General features: G+C 26.9%; 27 protein-coding genes. 5 read left to right on the forward strand and 22 right to left on the reverse strand.

The window, feature by feature from the left end:
- Window positions 1-26 precede the first annotated feature (26 nt).
- Genes recR through dnaX form a run of 3 tightly spaced genes read right to left on the reverse strand, consistent with a single transcriptional unit; the run spans window position 27 to window position 2,695 of the window.
- On the reverse strand, window positions 27-626 hold the full coding sequence (gene recR / locus WAO56_RS08730) for a recombination mediator RecR (RefSeq protein WP_422143911.1): 600 nt from the start codon (window positions 624-626) through the stop codon (window positions 27-29).
- An 11-nt stretch (window positions 627-637) separates the two neighbouring features.
- A complete protein-coding gene (locus tag WAO56_RS08735; RefSeq protein ID WP_422143910.1) occupies window positions 638-979 on the reverse strand; it encodes a YbaB/EbfC family nucleoid-associated protein in 342 nt (113 codons plus the stop codon).
- Window positions 980-991: 12 nt separating this feature from the next.
- On the reverse strand, window positions 992-2,695 hold the full coding sequence (gene dnaX / locus WAO56_RS08740; RefSeq protein WP_422143909.1) for a DNA polymerase III subunit gamma/tau: 1,704 nt from the start codon (window positions 2,693-2,695) through the stop codon (window positions 992-994).
- 173 nt (window positions 2,696-2,868) lie between these two features.
- Between dnaX and WAO56_RS08745 the strand changes: the two genes are divergently transcribed.
- On the forward strand, window positions 2,869-3,879 hold the full coding sequence (locus tag WAO56_RS08745) for an aldo/keto reductase (RefSeq protein WP_422143908.1): 1,011 nt from the start codon (window positions 2,869-2,871) through the stop codon (window positions 3,877-3,879).
- A 79-nt stretch (window positions 3,880-3,958) separates the two neighbouring features.
- Here the strand turns inward: WAO56_RS08745 and WAO56_RS08750 are convergent, their stop codons facing one another.
- The 3 genes from WAO56_RS08750 to WAO56_RS08760 all read right to left on the reverse strand — a co-directional run bounded on the left by WAO56_RS08750 (window position 3,959) and on the right by WAO56_RS08760 (window position 6,781).
- The gene (locus WAO56_RS08750; protein WP_422146327.1) at window positions 3,959-4,126 is read right to left on the reverse strand and encodes a hypothetical protein; all 168 of its coding nucleotides are present in this window, start codon (window positions 4,124-4,126) and stop codon (window positions 3,959-3,961) included.
- Window positions 4,127-4,575: 449 nt separating this feature from the next.
- Window positions 4,576-5,664 (reverse strand): ribosome small subunit-dependent GTPase A, encoded by a 1,089-nt coding sequence (rsgA, locus tag WAO56_RS08755; RefSeq protein ID WP_422143906.1) that lies wholly within the window; start codon window positions 5,662-5,664, stop codon window positions 4,576-4,578.
- Window positions 5,665-5,866: 202 nt separating this feature from the next.
- Entirely contained in the window at window positions 5,867-6,781 is a 915-nt protein-coding gene (locus WAO56_RS08760; protein WP_422143905.1) for a radical SAM protein, read from the reverse strand.
- 97 nt (window positions 6,782-6,878) lie between these two features.
- Here WAO56_RS08760 and WAO56_RS08765 point away from each other — a divergent pair, with 97 nt between their 5' ends.
- On the forward strand, window positions 6,879-7,556 hold the full coding sequence (locus WAO56_RS08765; RefSeq protein ID WP_422143904.1) for a YjjG family noncanonical pyrimidine nucleotidase: 678 nt from the start codon (window positions 6,879-6,881) through the stop codon (window positions 7,554-7,556).
- A gap of 166 nt (window positions 7,557-7,722) precedes the next feature.
- Window positions 7,723-8,190: a hypothetical protein gene (locus tag WAO56_RS08770; RefSeq protein WP_422143903.1), complete on the forward strand. Its 468-nt coding sequence runs from the start codon at window positions 7,723-7,725 to the stop codon at window positions 8,188-8,190.
- Window positions 8,191-8,384: 194 nt separating this feature from the next.
- Here the strand turns inward: WAO56_RS08770 and WAO56_RS08775 are convergent, their stop codons facing one another.
- From WAO56_RS08775 to WAO56_RS08790, 4 genes are read right to left on the reverse strand one after another with little or no spacing between them, the layout of a single operon-like run.
- A complete protein-coding gene (locus WAO56_RS08775; protein ID WP_422143902.1) occupies window positions 8,385-9,548 on the reverse strand; it encodes a hypothetical protein in 1,164 nt (387 codons plus the stop codon).
- Between the two features lie 10 nt (window positions 9,549-9,558).
- The gene (locus tag WAO56_RS08780; protein ID WP_422143901.1) at window positions 9,559-10,764 is read right to left on the reverse strand and encodes a hypothetical protein; all 1,206 of its coding nucleotides are present in this window, start codon (window positions 10,762-10,764) and stop codon (window positions 9,559-9,561) included.
- Window positions 10,765-10,773: 9 nt separating this feature from the next.
- Window positions 10,774-11,364, reverse strand: coding sequence for a hypothetical protein (locus WAO56_RS08785; protein WP_422143900.1), 591 nt, complete (start codon window positions 11,362-11,364; stop codon window positions 10,774-10,776).
- The gene (locus WAO56_RS08790) at window positions 11,348-12,235 is read right to left on the reverse strand and encodes an ABC transporter ATP-binding protein (protein WP_422143899.1); all 888 of its coding nucleotides are present in this window, start codon (window positions 12,233-12,235) and stop codon (window positions 11,348-11,350) included. The genes WAO56_RS08785 and WAO56_RS08790 overlap by 17 nt, the downstream gene beginning before the upstream one ends.
- A 163-nt stretch (window positions 12,236-12,398) precedes the next feature.
- Between WAO56_RS08790 and WAO56_RS08795 the strand changes: the two genes are divergently transcribed.
- Together WAO56_RS08795 and WAO56_RS08800 are read left to right on the forward strand one after the other, a co-directional pair.
- A complete protein-coding gene (locus WAO56_RS08795; RefSeq protein ID WP_422143898.1) occupies window positions 12,399-13,796 on the forward strand; it encodes a sensor histidine kinase in 1,398 nt (465 codons plus the stop codon).
- A 3-nt stretch (window positions 13,797-13,799) separates the two neighbouring features.
- Entirely contained in the window at window positions 13,800-14,525 is a 726-nt protein-coding gene (locus WAO56_RS08800; protein ID WP_422143897.1) for a LytR/AlgR family response regulator transcription factor, read from the forward strand.
- Between the two features lie 163 nt (window positions 14,526-14,688).
- Here WAO56_RS08800 and WAO56_RS08805 read toward each other — a convergent pair whose 3' ends face one another.
- The 12 genes from WAO56_RS08805 to WAO56_RS08860 all read right to left on the reverse strand — a co-directional run bounded on the left by WAO56_RS08805 (window position 14,689) and on the right by WAO56_RS08860 (window position 21,749).
- Window positions 14,689-14,850, reverse strand: coding sequence for a hypothetical protein (locus tag WAO56_RS08805; protein ID WP_422146328.1), 162 nt, complete (start codon window positions 14,848-14,850; stop codon window positions 14,689-14,691).
- A 228-nt stretch (window positions 14,851-15,078) separates the two neighbouring features.
- Window positions 15,079-15,303 carry an enterocin 1071A family bacteriocin gene (locus WAO56_RS08810; protein ID WP_422143896.1) on the reverse strand — a complete coding sequence of 75 codons (225 nt, stop codon included), beginning with the start codon at window positions 15,301-15,303 and terminating at the stop codon, window positions 15,079-15,081.
- 150 nt (window positions 15,304-15,453) lie between these two features.
- Window positions 15,454-15,657 carry a hypothetical protein gene (locus tag WAO56_RS08815; protein WP_422143895.1) on the reverse strand — a complete coding sequence of 68 codons (204 nt, stop codon included), beginning with the start codon at window positions 15,655-15,657 and terminating at the stop codon, window positions 15,454-15,456.
- Between the two features lie 39 nt (window positions 15,658-15,696).
- Window positions 15,697-15,867 carry a hypothetical protein gene (locus tag WAO56_RS08820; protein WP_422143894.1) on the reverse strand — a complete coding sequence of 57 codons (171 nt, stop codon included), beginning with the start codon at window positions 15,865-15,867 and terminating at the stop codon, window positions 15,697-15,699.
- Between the two features lie 259 nt (window positions 15,868-16,126).
- Window positions 16,127-16,342 (reverse strand): hypothetical protein, encoded by a 216-nt coding sequence (locus WAO56_RS08825; protein WP_422143893.1) that lies wholly within the window; start codon window positions 16,340-16,342, stop codon window positions 16,127-16,129.
- A gap of 172 nt (window positions 16,343-16,514) precedes the next feature.
- Window positions 16,515-16,952 carry a hypothetical protein gene (locus tag WAO56_RS08830; protein WP_422143892.1) on the reverse strand — a complete coding sequence of 146 codons (438 nt, stop codon included), beginning with the start codon at window positions 16,950-16,952 and terminating at the stop codon, window positions 16,515-16,517.
- A 12-nt stretch (window positions 16,953-16,964) separates the two neighbouring features.
- On the reverse strand, window positions 16,965-17,177 hold the full coding sequence (locus tag WAO56_RS08835) for a helix-turn-helix transcriptional regulator (protein WP_422143891.1): 213 nt from the start codon (window positions 17,175-17,177) through the stop codon (window positions 16,965-16,967).
- A 138-nt stretch (window positions 17,178-17,315) separates the two neighbouring features.
- On the reverse strand, window positions 17,316-19,196 hold the full coding sequence (locus tag WAO56_RS08840; RefSeq protein ID WP_422143890.1) for a hypothetical protein: 1,881 nt from the start codon (window positions 19,194-19,196) through the stop codon (window positions 17,316-17,318).
- Between the two features lie 113 nt (window positions 19,197-19,309).
- Complete coding sequence (locus WAO56_RS08845) at window positions 19,310-20,329, reverse strand: PTS transporter subunit IIC (RefSeq protein ID WP_422143889.1); 1,020 nt, start codon at window positions 20,327-20,329, stop codon at window positions 19,310-19,312.
- Window positions 20,330-20,477: 148 nt separating this feature from the next.
- Window positions 20,478-20,756: a GNAT family N-acetyltransferase gene (locus WAO56_RS08850; RefSeq protein WP_422143888.1), complete on the reverse strand. Its 279-nt coding sequence runs from the start codon at window positions 20,754-20,756 to the stop codon at window positions 20,478-20,480.
- A 9-nt stretch (window positions 20,757-20,765) separates the two neighbouring features.
- Window positions 20,766-21,029 carry a (4Fe-4S)-binding protein gene (locus WAO56_RS08855; protein WP_422143887.1) on the reverse strand — a complete coding sequence of 88 codons (264 nt, stop codon included), beginning with the start codon at window positions 21,027-21,029 and terminating at the stop codon, window positions 20,766-20,768.
- Between the two features lie 18 nt (window positions 21,030-21,047).
- Window positions 21,048-21,749, reverse strand: a complete 702-nt coding sequence (locus WAO56_RS08860; RefSeq protein ID WP_422143886.1) for a pirin family protein — start codon at window positions 21,747-21,749, stop codon at window positions 21,048-21,050.
- Window positions 21,750-22,112: the final 363 nt, after the last annotated feature.

Here is a 22,112-nt window from a genome sequence, read left to right on the forward strand (position 1 = left end):
AAAAAAGCATGGTTTCCCATGCTTTCTTAAATTTCTCTTCTATCTTCTAATGCTTTATAAATCGACATTTCATCAAAATATTCTAAACTTACACCTATAGGAACTCCATTGGCAATTTTTGTTACCTTTACTCCTAAAGGCTTTATAATTTCAGATAAAAAGTTAATTGTAAGATCTCCATCTACAGTTGGGGATAAGGATAAAATTACTTCATCAATACCACCATCTTTAACTCTTTTAATAAGGGATTCTATATTTAAATCCTCTGGACTAATATTTTCTCTTGGAGAGATTAGTCCATTTAGTACATGGTATTGTCCCTTATATTCCCTTGCTTTTTCAAGAGAAATAATACTTGAACTATCTTCAACAACTACTATAACGGATTTGTCCCTACTTTCATCTGAGCATATATGACATATTTCCTTATCTGTTAGATTACCACAAATTTTACAGTGATGAATTTCTTTTTTCACATTAATTAAAGCATCTACCAATCTATTTACTTTTTCATCATCCATTTCAATAATTTTAAAAGCTAGTCTTTTAGCTGATTTTCTTCCAATTGTAGGTAAGCTTGCTAATTCAACTATTAGATTTTCTATTGGTTTTGGGTATAAAGCCATTTAATCACCTACTAAAATAATCCTGGAATATTCATGCCTCCAGTAAATTTACCCATTTCTTTTTCACTTGTTTCTGTAACCTTATTTAAAGCGTCATTAACAGCTACAATTATTAAATCCTGTAACATTTCAACATCATCAGGATCAACAACCTCTTCTTCTATTTTTACTGCAACTAACTCTTTTTTACCGTTTACTGTAACTTCTATACTTCCACCACCTGCAGTTGCTGTGAATTCAGTTTCTTCTAGTTTTTGTTGTGCTTCCTCCATTTGCTTTTGCATTTTTTGCATTTGCTTCATCATATTATTCATATTTGGCATTCCGCCTCTTGGATATCCACCTCTTGCCATAAAAAATACCTCCTAAGTAATATTAATATTATCTTCACCAAATAAATTTTGGATTAATTTTAAATTTTTTTCTTTTCTCAAGTTATTTAAATCCGCATAACTTGATTCTAAACTTATATGCACATCATAATCACTACCTACTACTTCTTGAACTATTTTTTTCAAAACATTTATATTTGAACAAATTAATTTCATTTTTGTATCTTCTGTTTTAAAAAGAATTACTAAGCGATTTTTTTCTATAAACCTATAGCTTGAAGAATTTATAAAATTCCTCATCATTGGTGTAGGAAGTTTGTTTACAATTTCATTCCAATACTCTGTTTCCTTGTACTTGTCTAAAACATCCTCTTCTAAATCTTCACTATTTTCTTTAGAAAGATCTTTTTCTTCATTTTCAGTACTAGGATTTTCTTCTTTGTCTACTTTACTATTTTCTATTTCTGTAATATCTGACCTGTTTTCTTCTTCTGTAATTATTTCCGCCTTTACTAAATCCTCTTTTACAGAATTACTCTTAGTAACAATATCTATATTACCATTAGATTTTAAATCTTCAACTTTTAAGTTAGAAAGTTTTTCTTCTAATTCCTTAACCCTATCTTCTAAGTAGTTGATTTTAGACTTAAAACTATTGTAATTAACATAATCCACCAGTCTTGTAACTAAGAGTTCTCCTAATATAATAGGGTTTTCTGTAGTTTTTAATTTAATTTCAAATTCCATTAATATATCCAAGGACTCAATAATCTGATTCATTTCTATACTACTTGCTTGCTTTCTGTACTTTTCAATATACATGGTACTGGCTTCTACATTACTTTCCAGTTTATTTTTTACTAGAAGTAAATTTCTATAATGATCGGTTAAATCCTTAAATAAGTTAGAAATAATTTTCCCTTTAGAAGTTTCTGCAAAAGCTTTTATTGTATTTGAAAAATCTTTAGAAATTATAGCATCGACTAATTTAAATAACTTGTCCTGATCAACTAGGCCTAAATCCTCTTCCAAATCCTTAACGGTTATTTTATCTTTTCCTAAAGAAATTACCTGATCTAAAGTACTTAAAGCATCTCTCATAGCTCCATCGGCTTCATTAGCTATAAGATTTACAGCTTCCGCTTCAATTTCAACTCCTAAATCCCTTGTAATATTTAGAATATTTTCCTTAATAAACTCGGTATCCAATCTTTTAAATTCATATCTTTGACATCTTGAAAGGATTGTTTGCGGAATTTTTTCTATTTCCGTAGTAGCTAAAATAAATACTAAATGTTTTGGAGGTTCTTCCATGATTTTTAAAAGGGCATTAAATCCCTCATTTGTTATCATGTGGGCCTCGTCTATAATATAAACCTTGTATTTTAAATTAGCAGGAGGATAAATTACCTTATCTCTTAGATCTCTAATATCTTCAATTCTTCTATTAGATGCAGCGTCCATTTCAACTATATCAAATGTTTCCTCGTTAAGAATAGACCTACAATTTTCACAAACATTGCAAGGTGAACCATCTTGTAGATTTAAACAGTTTATAGCCCGTGCAAATATTTTTGCACAACTTGTTTTACCGGTTCCTCTAGTTCCTGAAAACAAATAAGCATGACCTATTAAATTGTTTTTTACTTGGTTCTTTAAAACCTCTGTAACTTGACTTTGGCCTAAAACTTCATCAAAAGTTTTTGGTCTGTATTCTCTATATATAGCTTGTCGCAAAAAACAACCTCCTTATTTACTTGCTTTACTATTATATCATAGGTGGAAAAATTATTTAATTGTTGATTTTTTCTTTATAAATTAAAATAATTTAACCCTTTAAATTGGAATATACGTTTAAATATATTACAATATTATATATAGTTAATATAGTATAAATAAAGAGGGGTATTATGGAGAAAAGAATATTAGGTAAAACCGGTTATGAAGTTTCTGTAATTGGACTTGGGGGGATTCCAATTCAAAATGTTGACCAAAATACAGCTATAAGCATAGTAGAAGAAGCCTATAAGCAAGGTATAAATTTTATTGACACAGCAAGAGGATATAATGACAGTGAAAAATTATTAGGACAAGCCTTGGAAGTAGTTGGAAGGGATAAATTTTACATAGCAACAAAATCCATGCAAAGAACCTACGATGGTGTACTTGAAGAATTGGAAATTTCTATGAAAAACTTAAAAGTTGACTATATAGATCTTTTTCAATTACACAATGTAAGTAAAGAAGCTGACATGGAAACAATTTTTTCTGAAAACGGCGCTTTAAAAGCCATTAAGGAAATGAAAGAAAAGGGAATTATAAAGGAAATAGGTGTAACTAGCCATAGTGTTGACCTGCTAGATAAATTAGTTGACACAAATGAATTTTCTACAATTCAATTTCCTTACAATATTGTAGAAAACCAAGCTGAAGAAGTGTTTAAAAAAGCTAAAGAAAAAAATATTGGAATACTAATTATGAAACCCTTAGCCGGAGGTGCTATTCCCAAAGGCGAACTTTGTTTAAGATATATTATGGAAAATGAAAATATTACTTTAGCTATACCGGGAATGGATACAATAGAACAGGTAAGAGAAAATGCCGGTGTAGGAAATAACCCAAGGCCTTTAACCGATGAAGAAAGAAAGGAATTGCAAGGCTATGTTGAAGAATTAGGAACACAGTTTTGTAGAAGATGTGGTTACTGTGCACCTTGTTCCATTGGCATAGATATTCCGGCAAATTTCCTAATGGAAGGCTATTATACCAGATACGACTTAAAGGAATGGGCCTTAAATCGTTACAATGGTATGGAAGTTAATGCTAAGGACTGTATACAATGTGGTGATTGTGAACCAAGATGTCCTTATGATTTACCTATAATAGAAATGCTTAAAAATGTAGCTGAAGTTTTAGGCTAATAAAAATAGGCTTGGAAAATTCTAGGCCTATTTTGTCTTTTTAAATATTTTATTTTTATTCTACACAAGTATTTTAAAACTAAAATACTGTAGAAAAAAATCCGGTAATTTTCATTCCCGCTTCAACTCCTATATTTTTTACATATATTTCAAAATCGGGAGTCGAGCCAATTAGAACAATTAAATTCATTAACAAAAAACAAACTATAAATCTTTTTTCTTTTCTTGTATACTTCTTTTTTTCCATTGAGTTCATTTCTTTCTCCAAATTTCATTAATTTTTCATAATCTATAAATTAAAACTTCCCTTTTTTCAGCTAACTCTTCCATATTATTACCTACTATTTATTAAATAATTAGTTTGAAATTTCTTTTCATATAAAACCCATAAATTTTCATTCTAGATATTTTCTCTTACAAGCTTTTGTTTTTTCTTATTGAAAATATTTTTAAAATATACATATAGTGAAAATATAAAGAACATATCAATTTGCTCACTGAAAATATTTAATAAATTACGGTAATTATACCTTCAAAAAGAGATTCGATTAATATTTGTGTAATCGTAGATACTAATAGCATCTGAGAAGTTACTTTTATACTAACTATTGCTTTTAATCTTACAATCTATCATAAATAAAAAATAAAGCCATTAATTAAAATGACTTTATTTTAATACTTTATTAAAAAATAAGCTTAAATATTTTTTCTTCTCTTATCTTTTGCTTTTAAATATTTTCTGGCATTTTTCATACCACCTACATTAGAAAACATATTATCTAATTTTTGTTTTTCAATTTCTTTAAAATCAAGACCAGAATATTTACTTTCCTTTTTTAACTTCCTATAATTGTTTAGTCTTTCCTCTGAAAGTTCTCCATTTTCTACAGCCTTTAATACTGCACATTTAGGTTCATTTGTATGGCTACAGTCGTTAAACTTACACATAGTTGCAAGTTCATCAATATCTGAAAAACCTTTTGAAATATCAACAGTGTCCAGTCCTAATTCCCGCATTCCCGGTGTATCTATAATCAGACCGCCATTTTCAAGAATAAACATCTCTCTATGGGTAGTAGTATGTTTTCCCTTATCATCATCTCTAAGACCTTTTGTCTTTAAAACTTCCTCACCTATTAAAGAATTTATTAACGTAGACTTTCCTACTCCGGAAGAACCAATAAATGCTATAGTTTTTTCTCTACTAATATATTTTCTAATTTTTTCTATACTATCTACTTGTAAATTTGAAGTTACTTCAACATCAACACCTATGGCCACACTAGCTAGCTCTGCTAATTTAGCGTCAATATTATTACATAAATCCGCCTTAGTTAATATTACAACCGGAATAGCACCACTTTCCCAAGCTATAGAAATATATCTTTCCAATCTCCTTAAATTAAAGTCATTATTTAAAGACATACATATAAACAAATAGTCTATATTACTTGCTACGATTTGTTTAGTATTTGATGTTCCTGCAGCCCTTCTAATAAAGGCACTTTTCCTGGAAAATCTATAATTAATTACTGCATTCCCTTGATTATTATTATTTCTATCTAGGACAACAAAATCTCCAACTGTTGGAAAGTCTAAGCTTGACTTAGCTTCATACCTAAACTTACCGGAAATTTCAGCAATAATTTCTCCATCTTCACAAACTACCCTATATAGATTTTTACTTTGAGAAAACACCCTGCCAATATACATGCCTTCATTTAATCTATATTCTTCCTTTAATTCATCCTTAAAGCCTAAATTTTTCAAATTATACTTATTCAATTATTTTCCTCCTAAAAATCAATTATCTTTTGATTTTCCCGGGAGGCTTATTCTTATATATTACAAACCTCCCAGTTTGTAACAATATCCAATACACCTATTTTCAACATAATACAACACCTCCTTAGTATTATTAATATATATTACATTCTACCATAATTATTGCCAAATACTATTCTAAAATACCTACTTTCTTGGCTTTTTACAATTTCAGACTATATTTTTTAATATTTTTCTCTATTTCCTTAAGCATGATATTTTTATGTTCTGGTAATTTTCCTTTTATTGCTATTGTATTGTTTTTATGGGTAGCGTTAAATACTACATTTTCCATTTCTAATTTATATAAAAGTAAATATTCCTCCTCTAAAGATTGCAAAGGACTTAATCTTTTAAATTCACCTGTCCTTACTTTTTCCAATAGAGGAGCATTGGGAAAATAAACTAAATTTACTACTACGAGCTCAAAAGGGTGAACTTTATTTAAAAGCCTTGCTGTTTCAATAGCATTTTCCCTTGAATATTCAACTCCACCAAAGCCTAATATTATATAGGCAGAGTAGTCAAGTTTAACTTTTTCCAATTTTCTCATAGCAGCTAAATTATCCTTAGAAGTAACGCCTTTTCTTTGAAACTCCAATATTTTATCTGAACCGGATTCAATTCCTAGGGATAAACGATTAAATTTACTTTCTTTTAATAAGACTAACTCCTCATGGCTTTTTCTTAAAATATCGTCTACTCTGGAAAAGGAGCTTATATATTTTACTTTTGGAAAATACTTTCTTATGAGCCTTGATATTTCTACTAAATACTCAGTTTCTAATACTAGGGGATTTCCTCCTAATAAATTAAACTTTTCTACCTTTCTTCTATTATATTGAGTTATAAACTGTAACTTTTTTAAATTCTCTTCTATTTCTTCTAAAGATATTTTTTCAAACCTAATATTTTTATTTAATCCACAATATAAACATTTATTATAGGAGCAACCAATAGTTACCGGCAAAAATAAATTTCTTGTTTCCGGCATTGGTACATAAATTTTATTATTATAGGGCTTGTAGATTTCCTCTAGATATTTTTTAGCCCTTTTAATAAATTCTCTATTAGCCATATTTCCACCAACTCTCTTAGATTATTTACCCATAAAATAGCATATTAGGTAATAATATGAAATAATATAGGTAAATATTAGAATTCAAGGTGAGTAAATGTACAAAGCATTATTTTTTGATATTGATGATACTATTTTTGATTTTGAAAAATGTAGCCTTGCAGCCTTTAAAGAAAGTTTTAAAATATGTAACTTACATTATTCAAGGTCCATACATGAACTTTATAGGGAAATTAGCAAGGATTTATGGAAAAAACAAAAAAGTGGGGAAATATCCGTCCAGGATGTTTTAAATTCAAGATTTAAAATACTATTTGAAAAATTAAATATAGATTTTTCATATTATAGCTTTCAAAAGGTATTTGAAAAAAATTTAGGACAAGAATATATTACAGAGCCTAACGCCTCTCAAGTAATAGGTACTCTTTCTAAAAAATATAAGATATATGCTGCTTCAAATGGAATATTAGAGATGCAAATAAATAGACTGAAACACGCAAATTTGTTGGATTATTTTACTGATTTATTCGTTTCCGATGACATTGGTTACGATAAACCAAGTAATAGTTTTTTTAAAGAATGTTTAAAGAGAAGTAAATTAAAACCGGAGGAAATTTTATTTATTGGTGACAGTTTACAAGCCGACATACTTGGGGCTAAAAACAATAATATAGACACTTGTTGGTATAACATTAACGAATATGAAAAACCTAAAGATTTAAAGGTAAATTATATTATTAGGAATTTAATAGAACTTAATAAGATTTTGCTATAATTATTTAAACAAACTAGGAGTGATATTATTCTACAATTAATTATTAAAAACGCATATATTGTTGATGGTACAAATTCTCCCGGCTATATTGGAGATATTTGTGTTGACAAAGGAAAAATTATAAAAATCGGAAAGAATATTAATAAAAAAGCAAAAACTATAATAGATGCAAAGGAAAAGCTGTAAAAATATACTAAGTAAAGACCAAGAGGATTTTGATAATATTCTTTATTTAATTGGTTGGGAATCGGTAATGATTACTACTGTCGACTTAGATAAAAACCAAAAATATATTGGGAAATTAGTTTCTGAAATTGCTAAAGAGAAAAATAAAGATTCTTATGATTTTGCTTTTGATTTACTAATAGAGGAGAGTTTAAAAGTTTCCATGGTTAATTTTAGCCTTTGTGAAAATGACGTTGAAAATATTATTAAACTACCCTTTACCTTTATAATCTCGGATTCAATTTTTCCTAAAGGCGGTCTTATTCACCCTAGACAATACGGTTCCTTTGCAAGATTTTTAGAAATTTATATTAATAGAAAAAAGCTTCTTTCTTTAGAAGAAGGTATCTATAAAATTACCGGTTTTCCTACAGAAGTATTTAATATAGGAAATAAGGGGGAAAATTAAAGTTGCTTATGATGCCGATTTAGTTATATTCGATTTAGAAAACATAAAAAACAATTCAAATTATATAAACTCAATGGAATATGCAACCGGTTTTGATTATGTATTTGTTGCAGGAGAAATAACAAATAAAGAAGATAGATATATAGAAGTTGATGCCGGAAGAATTTTAAGAGGAGAACATAGACTAAAGTAGCCTATGTTCTTTCTTTATTCTGTCTAAATACATAAATTAAATAACTTAAAATAAATAATATAAGTGATATTAAAATTGTAACCATAATAGTCCAAATAATTGAATTATACCTATTATCAAATATTTTATAAATATCGTTAGCATTATAGTGCATAGTAAAATCCGTCATTTTAATTGGGAGGAAATTCGCAAAATAATGGTTTATTTCATAGTCCTTAAGCATTTCAAATACAAACATCAAGGCCCAAAAAAACACTGTAATTACCCCACCAATTAAAAGATTTTTAGTTACAGCTGTCACAAACAATACAAATCCTACCATAAATAATAATGCCACTAAGCCTAAAGAAACATTTATTAAAAACTGCTGTAAATAGTTTATTTTAAATATGGAATATAAGTAAGTTGGATTACTTTGAATTGACATTGAAAAACCTTCAAAGCCATAAATAATTCCATTTACTATTAAAAGTATTAAAATTCCCGTAAAATATATAATTAAAGAAATTTTAATAGCCACAATTACCTTAGCAATACTTAACTCCATTTTCCCTTTTCTTGTTGTCCTAGATAGTTCATCCATATTAAATTTATCTATTTTACCAAATATTTGAAGAATAACTATAGAGGAAATTATTATTAATAAAAGGACTAACATACCTAAATCCCTGTTAATATTTTTCCACCCTTCAGCATAATCCATTTGAATGGGTTTTTTTATTTTATTGGCTTTTTGAAGCAGATATTTTATATCTTTTTTAGAATAATCCTTTTCTCCATCTCCCTCTAAGTTTTTCTTTATATTAATTAATCTTTTATTATAAAAATCCTTAGCTCTACTTTCTGTAAGCTCAGAATAGGATATTAAGTCATAATTTTTTACCAATATCTTGTCTATGTTCTTATAAAATTGTATATTATCTATTTTTTTATCTTTTAGACTTGAAATAAACTCCTTGTCTAAAAAAGTATATTTACTTTCTTTTTTACTTCTTCTAAGGTTTTCTTTTGCCGTATATAAAATTTTATTTCCTGAAATTACCTTATAGGAATTTAGCCCCATAAGTCCGGAAATTACAGAGAATAATATTATTATTACTATTATTAAAATAAAGATATTTCTGTTTAAAACCCTTTTACTTTCAGCTCTTATTAAACTTTTCATTCTTCACCTCTTACAGATAATATCTTTTAAATTTTATTCTAGTTAAGGTATAAAAAACTAAAATATATATAAGAGATAAAATAAAAACAATTATAAAATATGGTATTGCAGTGTCACCAATGAAAAAGTAATTACCGGACCTAAGTAAGGCCATTTTATTATTAAAATTTAATGGTAATAACTGCTTAAAGGAATTTTGCGTCTTAACAAAATTATTCATAAAAAATAAAATAAGACCTGTCGTTAAAATTGTAAACTTCATATTTTTACTATAAATTGAAATAACCATAATAAGATTTCCAATAACTAAACCACCAAGTAGCCCACAAAAAATTACTAACAATATCCCCTGAAATATGTTTATATTAAAAGCAGAAGTTTCTTCTAAAATTTGAATTGATGCTCCAAGTCCATGTAAACTTCCTATTAATCCATGGGTAATAAAAAGTGTTAAAACATAAACTCCATGTCCTAAAAGAATGAAAAGATTACCTGCCATCCATCTGGAATTTAAGTTTTTCCCCTTACCGGTTTTAGTCGACAAGGACAACTCATCGACACCGGAGTTTGAATCCTTTGAAAACAAGCTACTTAAGCCAAAAACTAAGACTAGGCAAAAAAGAAGATAATCCGTTTTATAATATATTAAAAAGTTTTTTAAACCTTCTGTATATTTTATTGTAATTGGAGTTTTAATATTATTTATTTTATTTTCTACTACTTTTAATTGTTCATCTGTATATTTTGAAAAACCAATTAATTTATTTTCCAATTTCATATTGGTAATAGCTTCTTTTTTAAATTTTTTATAGAAACTATTAACATCTTTAAGATTTTCTTTACTAAAATCCAACTTACTATTTTGACTAATACTCTCATTAATGACCACTGGTAAAATAAAATCCCTTGCTAAAGAATATTTAGTCCACTGGTAGATTTTGCCACTTTCAATAGCTTTCCTTTCTTTACTATTTTGAAAATCCTTAGCGAATCTATTTAAATATTCCTGATTTAATTCTCCCTCGTACTCCTTGGAAACATTTAAGTAAGACCAATAAGCTAATTTCCCCTTAACTGTCTTATATTTATGGACATAGGTTTCTTCCCACTTTCCAAAGGAAATAAGGCCATGAAATACAGTAAGTATTATCATGCAAATCATAGCTAAAATAGTTACCTTATTAAATAATTTTTCAAGTTCAAATTTTACTTGCATAGTATTTTCCTATTCTTTATGATTAATACCATCGTGAACAAATTTCCATTGCCCTTCCTTATTTTCCTTTGCAACATAAACAAACTTCCAAGTATCCCCATCTAAATACTCCATAACTATAATATTTTCATTATCATAGCCTTGAAGTTTTCCCTTATCTTCATCAATATAAACCTTATACACTCTTGGATCTGCAGGTAAATAATATAAAATTCGTGTTTTCTGTTCTACTTTTTTATCCTCTACCAAATACCTTTCCACTTCTTCATAAGCCTCTTCTAAATCATCAGGAAGTTTAGGTTCTACCTTTCTCACTTCATCAAAGCCCTTAATATAATCCTCTTCATTTGGCTGTGTTCCAATAATCATTCCGTCTTCTTCCTTAATATATTTATCCTTATCCCTTTCCTTTCTAAATTCCTCTATTTGCTTTTCTAAAAGTTCATCATCAGCCTCTATTTTTTCCATAACACTTTCTACATTTTTTGTAGGTTCAGTTTTATTGTTCATATAATCATCATCGTTTCCTTCCCTATTTCCACAGGCTGTTAAGGCTAAAACCGTACAAGCCAAAACTGTCAATTTAATCAATTTTTTCATTTTCTCCTCCAATTTTATTATTGTTGTAAACATAGTAATCTTCCAAGGTAGGTAAAACTTTTTTATTTTCTATTTCCTTTATTTTTTCACCAACATACCTTATTCTAATTTTTTCATTCTTTCTTTTCATTTTAATAATCGGATTGTTTTTCTCAATTTCCTTTAAGTCATTTTGTTCTACTTCAGCTTCCCAAACCTTACTAGCCATTGTTTCAACTAATGTATCTATATCGCCTTTTTCAACGAGTTTTCCCTTTTTCATTACAATTACATCCCTTGAAATAGCCTCAATTTCCGAAACAATATGGGTTGAGATTATAATGATTTTATTTTTCCCCATATCTCCTAAAATATTTAAAAATCTTATTCTTTCTTGAGGGTCAAGTCCTGCTGTTGGCTCATCTAAAATTATTATTTTAGGATTATTTATAATAGCTTGGGCAATTCCTATTCTTCTTTTCATACCTCCTGAAAAAGTAACAACCCGTTTATTTGCTACATCCTTTAAATTTACAAATTCTAATACCTCATCAATTTTATTTTTTAAGTTTTTTTCATTAATTCCTTTTAAAGAACTCATGTATTCTAAAAAACCTCTGGCAGTTAAAGTAGGATATACAAAAAATTCCTGAGGCATATAGCCTAATAATGACCTGTATTTATCGCCTAAGACCTTAATAGAATTCCCATCTACCTCCACACTTCCAGATGATGGTTTTAAAACTGTAGTTAAAATTCTCATTAAAGTGGATTTTCCTGCTCCATTGTCTCCTAATAGTCCGTATACTCCATCTTCCAAGGAAAAACTTATATCCTTTAATGCAACTTTTCTTCCAAAGTTTTTTGAAATATTATCTATTTTTAAAATCATACTTACTCCTTCCATAAATCTGTAACTACAATCTTACTGTAATAAAATAAAATATTATTATTTAAGTCATAACTGCCTAAAATTAAATAATAGCTGCTTAAAAATTAAAACAAGGAACTTCTTTGCTATAATAGTTGTAATAAATAGAAGGCAAGGAATAAAAATGAAATTAATTGAAATTTTAAAATGGATTAACAACTTAGACCTACAAACAATTCCAGAAATCTTGTTTTGTTTTTTAGGAATATTGATTTTATCGGGATTTAAATTTAAAAACTTGAAGATTAAATCCTATATTTATGTATTTATTTCTATGTTTCTAATTGTTTTAATAAGACATAGACTTTATGAATTAATAATACCTACAATAGCTCTTTTAACCCTTATTTTTTCCCTTATATTTATAAAAAACAAGCTAGTTAAGTCCCTTAATTTAACCGGTATTTTAATACTTGTTATGGTAATACTGGAAAATTTATTGGATATAGTTTTAACAATTTTAAACTATCCACCAACACTGTATAATTTATTAAATGTACTTGTGTTTTTAATAGGAGGAAGCTTAATATTACTTCTTATTAATAAAATAGAGATCCCCTATAATAATAAATTTTTAGCAATATTTTTAATAATAGCTACTGTTGTTTATTATCAGCTGGTATATAGAGTTATAATTGTCTCAGGTTTTACTGAATCACCTGTAATTTTAGATTACTATGATTTTGACAAATTAAACCTTAGTGAAAGTGATATTGAAAATATAAAATCCTATTTCCCTCAAGAGTATTTTAACCAAGAAGCTTTTGAGCATTCATATAAAATGTCCTTAATTAAAGATAGCTTAAAGAAAATATTATTAGTAATTTCCATGTTTACCTTTATAGGAATATACCTTCATCTAATAGTAAAATTGGAAAAAGAAAAATTCCTTGACTCCTATTACAATAGTCTGGAAAAAAACTATAATGAAGTTAGAAAATTTAGACATGATTATAAAAATATACTAATAACCTTAAATGGACTAATCAAACAAAATGACCTAGATGGAATTAAAGATTTTTATTATAGTATTACCGACGAGGACAAAGAAATAATATTTAATAAATCCTTTAATTTAGACAGACTTTCCAATATTCATATTAAATATTTAAAGGGCTTTCTCTTTAATAAAATAAGGGAAGCGGAAGAAAAAAATGTTGATGTTTTTTTAGATATATCTGACTATATTGATATTATTAATATAAAAAACATCGATTTAATTCGAATATTAGGAATAATACTGGACAACGCTATTGAAGAAGTGGAAAACCTTGGACAAGGAAAAGTTAGTGTCGTTTTTCTTACAACAAAAACCTCCAAGATTATTATTGTAGAGAATAACAGTAGAAAAAATATACAGAAATTATTTGAATTAAAAAAGGAAGGTTTTTCCACAAAAGGTAACAACCGTGGTTTAGGTCTTTCTATTTTAGATGAAATACTTTCAAAATATAAAAACGTCACCCATGAAATACAAATAGAAAACAATAAGTTTTTACACAAATTAGAAATAAAGGATTAGAAAATGCAAAAGATTTATATTTGTGAAGATGACATTACTCAACTTCAAGAATTAAAAGAATATATTACAAATTTCACCTTGCTACAAGGTTATGACATGGCTGTAGACCTAGCTACTACTAACCCAGATGAACTGATAGAACATATTAACAAAAACAAAGTACTTGGCGGTATTTATTTTTTAGACATTAACCTACACCATCAATTAACCGGATTTAGTTTGGGAAATAAAATAAAACAAATTGACGAAGCTTCAAAAATTATTATTGTAACAGGCTACGAAGAATTTTCCAACTTAACTTTTAAATATAAGGTTGAAGCCATGGACTATATATTAAAATCAAACCCGGTAAATATGAAAAAACGCATAAGTGAATGTTTGAATACAATAGTAGAAAGAGCTGTTGAAAATCCAAATATTAGTAGAAATGTCTTTAAATTTAAAGACGGGGACATAATCAGATTTATAAACTATAAGGACATAATGTTCTTTGAAACCTCAACTACTCCCCATAAAATTAAAATCCATCTGGATAATGGAATAATTGAATTTTATGGAAAGATTAAAGAAATTGCAAATGAAGAACTGGGACTAATTAAATGTCATGAATCCATAGTAGTAAATAAATATAATATTTCAGAAATTAACAGAAAAACCAGAACAATTACAATGAAAAATGGTGAAGAAACAATTTGTTCCACTAGATTAATAAAGAATTTATTAGAATAAAAAAGCCCTTGATTAATTTTACACCAATCAAAGGTTTTTTTTTCTATCCACCAAATCTACCAACGATATATTATATCCTTATAACACTAGTTAATGTATTAAAAATTTGTTATTTTTTTATATAAGTTTTCCTTTTTTCATTTTATTTTTTTGCTAGACACTATTATTTTTTATTAGATGTTTTAAATTTTCTAAATGGGATTACTGCAACAGTTACAATAATCAGTATCTTTAACTGTTCCCCAATTATGTCCAGAGTATTGAACACAAATTCTCCTTCTGAAAGACTATTTAAAATTATTTGAGCTAAAATAGAACCTATCATAATAAATAAAATTTTATAAAGGATTCTATAATCTTTTCTAGTTTTTATAAAAATAATTGAAAATGTTCCTTATCATATAACTACCTTCTAGTGCTTGATATCCCTTATTTATCAGTTTATCCTATAATTTTCTAATCATAAAAAATAAGAGCAACACTATTATTAATGATATTAATAGACTGGTAATTATACTATCTGAAACTGTAGTAAATAGAAAAAAATTGTACTTTAATGATTTGTGGTTATACCAGGGTAATATCCGTTTCCCAAATCTTCCCCCATTTTGCCAAGTCCTTTTCCAAACCAATATATAGCCTTTCCTACCTTTTCTCCATATTTCCCATAAATATTTTCTCCCTGATATAAACTGCTGGTAGAAAACATTATTGTTATAATTAAACATAGGAGCACTAAGCTGGAAGTTCTTTTTCTTTTATTTTTAACCTTTGACATTATACTACTCTCCCCTTATTTATTAATAATATATATTCTTAAGATTATTCTAAAAATATATATTATTATGAAAATTGAATATAAGATTTTTTGTTTTTTACTAAGTTGAGAAAATTTCAAATTTGGAAACAGTATAGCTAACCCTACTAGTTACATTAATTCAGATAATACTAATAAAGACTTTGAATTTACAAAAATAGATACTATAGTCGTAACTAGTCCTACCAATATTAATAATTTTCCTTTTTTTGAAATTTTTTTAATATTAACAGGGTTAATGCTTTTTGTAAAGTTTAAAAGTATTGCAAGTAAACTTAAGCTTGTAAAATCAAATAATAATCCATTATTAAACATATATTCCCTCTTTATTTTTACATAATCTTTCAAATTATTCTATAATATCCATTGAATAAACTTAACAAGGGCTGCTCCTGTTTCCTGTCCCATTTCAAAGAAAGTTGTTAAAATACTTTCACCGTAATATATAAAAAACACTACTGCCACTATGGTTATTATTAATCGCCTAATTTTCTTTACATCTACTTTATTTAAATTCTTTTTCATTTTATATTTGTAACCCCTTTGAAATATAGTTGGTTTTGACAACAATATTTAAGGCATTTAATAACTATTTATTTAATGTCTAAATTTTTCATATTAAACCCCTATATTATTTAGTGAAATAGATAATATAGGAGCTTACCTAGGATTTCTCCTAGAAAGTAACTGATAAAAATAAAAATCAAAAAAATATATATGTTCTTATACTTAAATATTTCTTTAATAATTTTTTCAATAAATTCATTCACGCTACTAGGCTCCTTTATTTATTACTTCTATTGGCAAAATACTTGACGATATATCTTAAATGAAGTATTACTGCCACAATTAAAAATACAATGTAAATAGTAAGTATAATATTATTTGAAGATTTTCTACTAAGATTATCTATTATTTTTTCAATTAAGTATATTTCTCCAATAATAGGTATGAACAAGGGTTTTTTGTCCGTATAATCAATAATATATTTACTTTTCATAATAACCACCTTTTTTATTACTTTATGTAATATTTATATTCCTTATAGCTATTATTATACTCCTTAGAGTTGTATTGTCAAATGTTTTATCTAAATTAAGCAAAATAAAAAGAGCCTTATTTAAGACTCTAAAGCATTATTTTTCTATTGTAGGAGATTAATAAAGTTATAGTTAATCTGCCAGTTCTTTTTCTAGTTTTTGTTTCCCATATTTATATAATACATTTAAAATTATAAAAATTATTACAATAAAAACAAATAATAGAATTAGAAAACTACTAATACTAATGGTTAAAGGTGTTAATAATAAAAGCAAGGTTATACAATTAATGCTCATAAATACCACTGATGGTAATAATAAATCTAAGTTTCTAAAAGAAATTCTCAATCCTTTCAGCATAATTCTAATAGAGCCTATTAGAGTTATAACACCTATGTAACCTGCAAATATAGCACTTCTACTATCAAGTCCCTCAAAAAATTCAAAGTCTATAAAGGAACATATTAACAACAATAAATATGATAATCTATAGATTTTATTAAATTCCAGTAATTCTCTTTCATCTAATTTGATTTTTTTGCTATTTAATATCGCCCTAAGTAATGTCATTTTTCCTCCTAACTATATATCCTCTTCATCCCAAAACAAGTCATTTAATGTTTTGTCTAGTGCTTTACAAATATCTATGCATAATTTTAAAGATGGATTATATTTTCCGTTTTCTATAAGTCCTATAGTCTGTCTTGCGACCCCAACAATGTTAGCTAAATCCTCTTGGGAATAATCTTTCATTATTCTAGCTACTTGCATTCTTTTATTCTTTTTATTTTTCATAAGTCACCTTTTTATATTTTTTTATTATAATATTGAACTATGTTTATTATACCATTCTTTATGACAGATTTTTATTACATAAGAATATTATTTATTTGATTATAGGTTTTTCTTTTCAATAAAAAAAGAGCTTTAGCTCTAATTTTTATTAAAAATATTTTTTATTTTACCTAATATTGTACTACTTTCTTTTTCTCCTTCTATTTTTAGTGATGTTTTTTCCAAGTCCTCTATAAAAATATTAGTCTCTAATTCTCTTATATACAAGGCCTCTTCTTTTTTATTGGCAATTTTATAGATAAAATAAATTATAAAGTTATAAATATCTGAACTAATTATTAAGGAATCTTTATTTATATTTTTTAGCTTATTAAGTTCTTCTTCTGTAATACTTTCATTTTTATAAGCTTGTAAGAATATTTCATACAGTTCTATGGTTTTTGTTGGAATTAAATAGGCTAATTCTTCTATTTTCTTTTCTGTTTCTACAAATCCATTTTTATCAAGAAAACCACTTTTAAACTCACCACAAAAAAGTTGCTGGACTCTTATTGTTTCAACGGAGTAATCAAATCCATACTCTTTTAATTTCTTATATATAATATTGGCTAAGTCTTGGTTATTTTCATCTGTACTTAAAATAAAATACTCATATCTTTTTCTAAAAAAATCCTCCTTCTTATTTTCTGCAATATTATTATTGAAATTAAAGTTAGGAATATTTTTCATTTCATCTTTTAATTCTTTTGATATTAAATTTTCATCTAAACTATCTATTTCTATTTTTCTATATAAATAATCTATTACTCCTTTTGGTATTACCATATATTTCTCTTTTAAAAATTTTAAAATTATATTTTTTTCATCTTCAATATTTGTATTATTAAAATATTTAAAGGAGTTTTTCCAATTTTCTATATTTGAATATAATTCCTGGTCTGAAACTATTTCCTCTATTGTAAAGTTAGCTTTTATATAGTCTTTTTTAACTAATATTTTCTTTATATCTTTAGGAAGATATTCATATTTATCTATAACTAGATTTTTTTCTATATCTGTTATATTTTTTGGAACAAATTTCAATTTATTTTCAAACCAAGTAGAATATGCTAGGTCATATTCACTTTTTGAATATTCTATAAATCCTTTTAAAAATACATTTAAATATTCTGGTACATAGTCCTTAGTGTTTAATTTAAAAATACTTTCCTCTATTTTAGAAAAATCCTCTAAGGAGTTTCCTTCTAGTAATTTTTCATAAAAAGCATAAATATCATCTTCAGTTTTTTCTACTTGTTCAAAGTTTTCCAGGGTATTTTTAAAACATAATGGATTGGCTTTACTTTTTTCAATATCTTTTAATAGTCCTAGAGTAACTTTTAGTAATTTTAAATCCTCGTCCTTACTATTAAGTTCTTCTGCTTTATTAAAGAGTATTTCAAGTTTCTCAATATTTTCATATCCATTATTAATTTGAAAAAATATTTCAAACCTTAAGTTATAGAATTTAAGATTTTCTTTAAAATCAAAATCATTAATCTTATATATTTTAAAATCTGGTACATTAAAGATTTCTTCTATTTTCCCTTGCTCTTCTTTAAACAAATTAAACTTATATATTATATATTCTAAGGTTTTTTTAGGTATTATTTGATAGTTGAAATATACGAATTTTTCTAAACTCTTTATTAGATTATCATGTACTATACCAACAGACTGTTCTAATTTTTCATAATAATTATTCCAGTATTCTATTGAAATAATATCTTCAAAATTTTTAGATATTTCAAGTTCTTTTATTTTTAGTTTACTCTTATTATTTTCTACTTGTATTTTCTTTTCTTTCTTTTCTTCTTTAGTTTTATTGGTTTTCTTTAAAAGTAAACTATAAATTTTTACTAGGTCTTTAAACTCTTCTGAATCTTTATCTGTAATTTTATTTAACTTTTTATAAAAGGCTTCTTCTACTTCTTTCCTACTACCTGTTGGCTCTATTTCCAAAATCTCCCATATATTCAAAATCAATACCTCCTTCCATTTAGTCTAATTAAAATATTACCTAATCAATTATATATAAAAAAAGGCGAAAAGTATATTTTCTCTTAATTTTTTATTAATAATTTACCATAATACTAGTTTGGTAATTTTAAATCTCCATCTTTAATCCAGTTTATACTATATAGTTTTTTATAGATTATGTAGGAAATTAGTGCAGGTAATACTATATGTAACAAAAGTATAGCTCCAAAAATATAGGTATTGGAATAATTTCCACTCATTGCATTAAAGGTTCCAATTTGTCCTACTAAGCCACTTGTCCCCATTCCTGAACCTAGTGGAGTATTTTCCATTTTAAATACCAAGGTTGCTATTGGCCCAATTATTGCTGATGATACTATTGAAGGAATCATTATTTTCCAATTTCTTATTATATTTGGCATTTGTAACATAGATGTACCAATTCCTTGGGCAACTAATCCCTGTAATCCATTTTCCTTGTAGGATATTACTGCAAAGCCTACCATATGACAACAACAACCAATTGTTGCCGCTCCTCCTGCTAAACCGGATAATGACAACATCATACAAAGGGCAGCTGAGGAAATAGGTAGGGTTAAAACTATTCCTACAACAACAGACACTAAAATCCCCATTAAGAACGGTTGGGTTGTTGTTGCAAACATAATGAAGTTTCCTATTAATTTCATTATGTAATTAATTTTCGGTCCAATAAAGTTAGCAATTATTATTCCTATTAGAACTGTTACTACAGGAGTTAAAATTATATCTAATTTTGTTTCCTTGGAAATTGCCTTTCCAAATTCTACTGCAATTATTGTTGCAATATAAACACCTACCGGTCCTCCAAGTTCATAGCCTGCTACCCCCACTACTGCCGATGAAAACAAGACCAAATCCGGTGCTTTTAAAGCATAGGCAATTGCTACTGCTATTGCAGGTCCTGTAGCACTATGTGCAACTGGCCATAAAACATCTGTTAAAAATTTTATATGTAATTCCTGTCCTATAGTATTTAATATTGTTCCTACTAACAGGGAAGCAAATAGTCCGTAGGCCATAGCTCCCATTGCTTCTATTAAATAGACTCTTGGACTAAGAAAAATATTTTTCTTTACTAAAAACTTTTTCATTACTATCTCCTCTCTTTTTATATTATAGCTTATTTTATTTCTCCTTTAAATAAACTTTGTTATTTTATTTAATTATTCTTTTCTTTATGTTTTTCTTAAATAAAAAAACCTAAAGAAATAGCATTTACTATTCTTTAGGTCCGATTTATTATTTTCCGTATTCTACTTCTTTATATTCAGGATGTCTGTCAAACATCATTCTTGCTGTTGGACATAAGGGAATAATTTTAATTCCATTTTCCCTTGCATAGTTAACTGCAGTTTCTATTAACTTTCCTGCTATACCCTGTCCTCTATAATTATCATCTACAAAGGTATGGTCAATTATAATTAAATCCTTTAGGGATTTAGAATAAGTTGATTCTCCAACTTCCTTGTTGCCATCATAAGCAGCAAATCTTTTTTCTTCAATTTTATATTCTATCATTTCTTTCTCCTAGGGTCTTACAAATTCTTCTTCTTTTAATTTATATTTTAATGCACCTGATGGACAAGTATCAATTACTTCCCTAATTTTTTCAACTCTTTCGTCTTTTGGAAGTATCCAAGGCTTTCTTTCTAAGTTAAATGTTTCAGGATCTCCCTTTACACATTTACCTGCATGTTGACAGATATCTTTATTAAAATACACGTCTATTTTATTACCACTATATTTACGGTAGCCCTCATTTAATAATACGTCCTCTGTCTTCTTTTCCATAATATCCCCCTTGTTATTTTACTGTTCTTTATTCATTTCTAATATCATAATATGGGACTTTTCTACAGCTTCTATTTTTAAATCCTCTTCTACTACTTCCATTCCATCACGCATAAACATTTCAATATTATTTATTTTACTTTTACCTTCAATTTGAACTATATAGGCTTGTCTTCCTTCTTCTACTTTAAATTCAAGTTCTTTTCCTTCATCTAGTTCAGTAACATAAATATTAAAATCTTGATGTAGCTTAACATTTGCATCTCCATCTACGCTTGAAACTATATGAAGCCATTTGTTTTTTCTGTCATCCCAATTATATCTAAAGTCCCCGTAATTAGGAGTATACCCATTTTTGTCCGGTACAACCCAAATTTGTAGGAATCTTAAGGTTTCATCGCCATAATTCATTTCACTATGATAAACGCCTGTTCCAGCACTCATATATTGTACTTGACCTCTTGTTAAGGTGTGCTCGTTACCCATACTATCTGCATGAGTTAATTTACCATCAACTACATAGGATACTATTTCCATATTCATATGAGGGTGTGTTGTAAATCCCTTACCAGCTTTAACTAAATCATCATTAATTACTCTTAGTCTTCCAAAATTTATATTATTTGGATTGTAGTATTCTGCAAAAGAAAAATGAAATCTACTTCTTAACCATCCTAAATCACTTTGTCCTAAATATTCGTTGTTTATTCTTTTTAACATATTAATTCCTCCCTATTTTGTTTTTATCTTAATTTTACTAGTTAATCTTACTTTCAATAATTTATATTAATTCTTTATTCCAAACTATATATACCACTAATTAGTAATATTAAACATTAATTTTTCCTAAGAATTTTTATAAATTACTGTACTTAATCATTTTTATTTTTCCAAATTATATATACCACTAATTAGTAGTTTTAAACACTTTATTTTTTATTTAAAAAAATAAGTTCTTTATTGTAAAAAATCTATTAATTAAAAAAATTTTTTTCTTTAATATAGTATAGGCTATTAAAAATAATACTTACTATTTAAACTATTACCTTTAAATATATATAACCCTAAAATACCCCCATTAAT

This window comes from Miniphocaeibacter sp. (assembly GCF_049276255.1).
In the GTDB taxonomy this organism is placed as follows: domain Bacteria; phylum Bacillota; class Clostridia; order Tissierellales; family Peptoniphilaceae; genus Miniphocaeibacter.

What these genes read in the sequence shown, in the direction of transcription:
- recR (WP_422143911.1), bottom strand. Translation starts at nt 626, where the DNA reads ATGGCTTTATACCCAAAACCAATAGAAAATCTAATAGTTGAATTAGCA.
- WAO56_RS08735 (WP_422143910.1), bottom strand. Translation starts at nt 979, where the DNA reads ATGGCAAGAGGTGGATATCCAAGAGGCGGAATGCCAAATATGAATAAT.
- WAO56_RS08745 (WP_422143908.1), top strand. Translation starts at nt 2,869, where the DNA reads ATGGAGAAAAGAATATTAGGTAAAACCGGTTATGAAGTTTCTGTAATT.
- WAO56_RS08750 (WP_422146327.1), bottom strand. Translation starts at nt 4,126, where the DNA reads ATGGAAAAAAAGAAGTATACAAGAAAAGAAAAAAGATTTATAGTTTGT.
- WAO56_RS08760 (WP_422143905.1), bottom strand. Translation starts at nt 6,781, where the DNA reads ATGGCTAATAGAGAATTTATTAAAAGGGCTAAAAAATATCTAGAGGAA.
- WAO56_RS08765 (WP_422143904.1), top strand. Translation starts at nt 6,879, where the DNA reads ATGTACAAAGCATTATTTTTTGATATTGATGATACTATTTTTGATTTT.
- WAO56_RS08770 (WP_422143903.1), top strand. Translation starts at nt 7,723, where the DNA reads ATGCAAAGGAAAAGCTGTAAAAATATACTAAGTAAAGACCAAGAGGAT.
- WAO56_RS08775 (WP_422143902.1), bottom strand. Translation starts at nt 9,548, where the DNA reads ATGAAAAGTTTAATAAGAGCTGAAAGTAAAAGGGTTTTAAACAGAAAT.
- WAO56_RS08780 (WP_422143901.1), bottom strand. Translation starts at nt 10,764, where the DNA reads ATGCAAGTAAAATTTGAACTTGAAAAATTATTTAATAAGGTAACTATT.
- WAO56_RS08785 (WP_422143900.1), bottom strand. Translation starts at nt 11,364, where the DNA reads ATGAAAAAATTGATTAAATTGACAGTTTTGGCTTGTACGGTTTTAGCC.
- WAO56_RS08790 (WP_422143899.1), bottom strand. Translation starts at nt 12,235, where the DNA reads ATGATTTTAAAAATAGATAATATTTCAAAAAACTTTGGAAGAAAAGTT.
- WAO56_RS08795 (WP_422143898.1), top strand. Translation starts at nt 12,399, where the DNA reads ATGAAATTAATTGAAATTTTAAAATGGATTAACAACTTAGACCTACAA.
- WAO56_RS08800 (WP_422143897.1), top strand. Translation starts at nt 13,800, where the DNA reads ATGCAAAAGATTTATATTTGTGAAGATGACATTACTCAACTTCAAGAA.
- WAO56_RS08805 (WP_422146328.1), bottom strand. Translation starts at nt 14,850, where the DNA reads ATGATAGGTTCTATTTTAGCTCAAATAATTTTAAATAGTCTTTCAGAA.
- WAO56_RS08810 (WP_422143896.1), bottom strand. Translation starts at nt 15,303, where the DNA reads ATGTCAAAGGTTAAAAATAAAAGAAAAAGAACTTCCAGCTTAGTGCTC.
- WAO56_RS08815 (WP_422143895.1), bottom strand. Translation starts at nt 15,657, where the DNA reads ATGTTTAATAATGGATTATTATTTGATTTTACAAGCTTAAGTTTACTT.
- WAO56_RS08820 (WP_422143894.1), bottom strand. Translation starts at nt 15,867, where the DNA reads ATGAAAAAGAATTTAAATAAAGTAGATGTAAAGAAAATTAGGCGATTA.
- WAO56_RS08825 (WP_422143893.1), bottom strand. Translation starts at nt 16,342, where the DNA reads ATGAAAAGTAAATATATTATTGATTATACGGACAAAAAACCCTTGTTC.
- WAO56_RS08830 (WP_422143892.1), bottom strand. Translation starts at nt 16,952, where the DNA reads ATGACATTACTTAGGGCGATATTAAATAGCAAAAAAATCAAATTAGAT.
- WAO56_RS08835 (WP_422143891.1), bottom strand. Translation starts at nt 17,177, where the DNA reads ATGAAAAATAAAAAGAATAAAAGAATGCAAGTAGCTAGAATAATGAAA.
- WAO56_RS08845 (WP_422143889.1), bottom strand. Translation starts at nt 20,329, where the DNA reads ATGAAAAAGTTTTTAGTAAAGAAAAATATTTTTCTTAGTCCAAGAGTC.
- WAO56_RS08850 (WP_422143888.1), bottom strand. Translation starts at nt 20,756, where the DNA reads ATGATAGAATATAAAATTGAAGAAAAAAGATTTGCTGCTTATGATGGC.
- WAO56_RS08855 (WP_422143887.1), bottom strand. Translation starts at nt 21,029, where the DNA reads ATGGAAAAGAAGACAGAGGACGTATTATTAAATGAGGGCTACCGTAAA.
- WAO56_RS08860 (WP_422143886.1), bottom strand. Translation starts at nt 21,749, where the DNA reads ATGTTAAAAAGAATAAACAACGAATATTTAGGACAAAGTGATTTAGGA.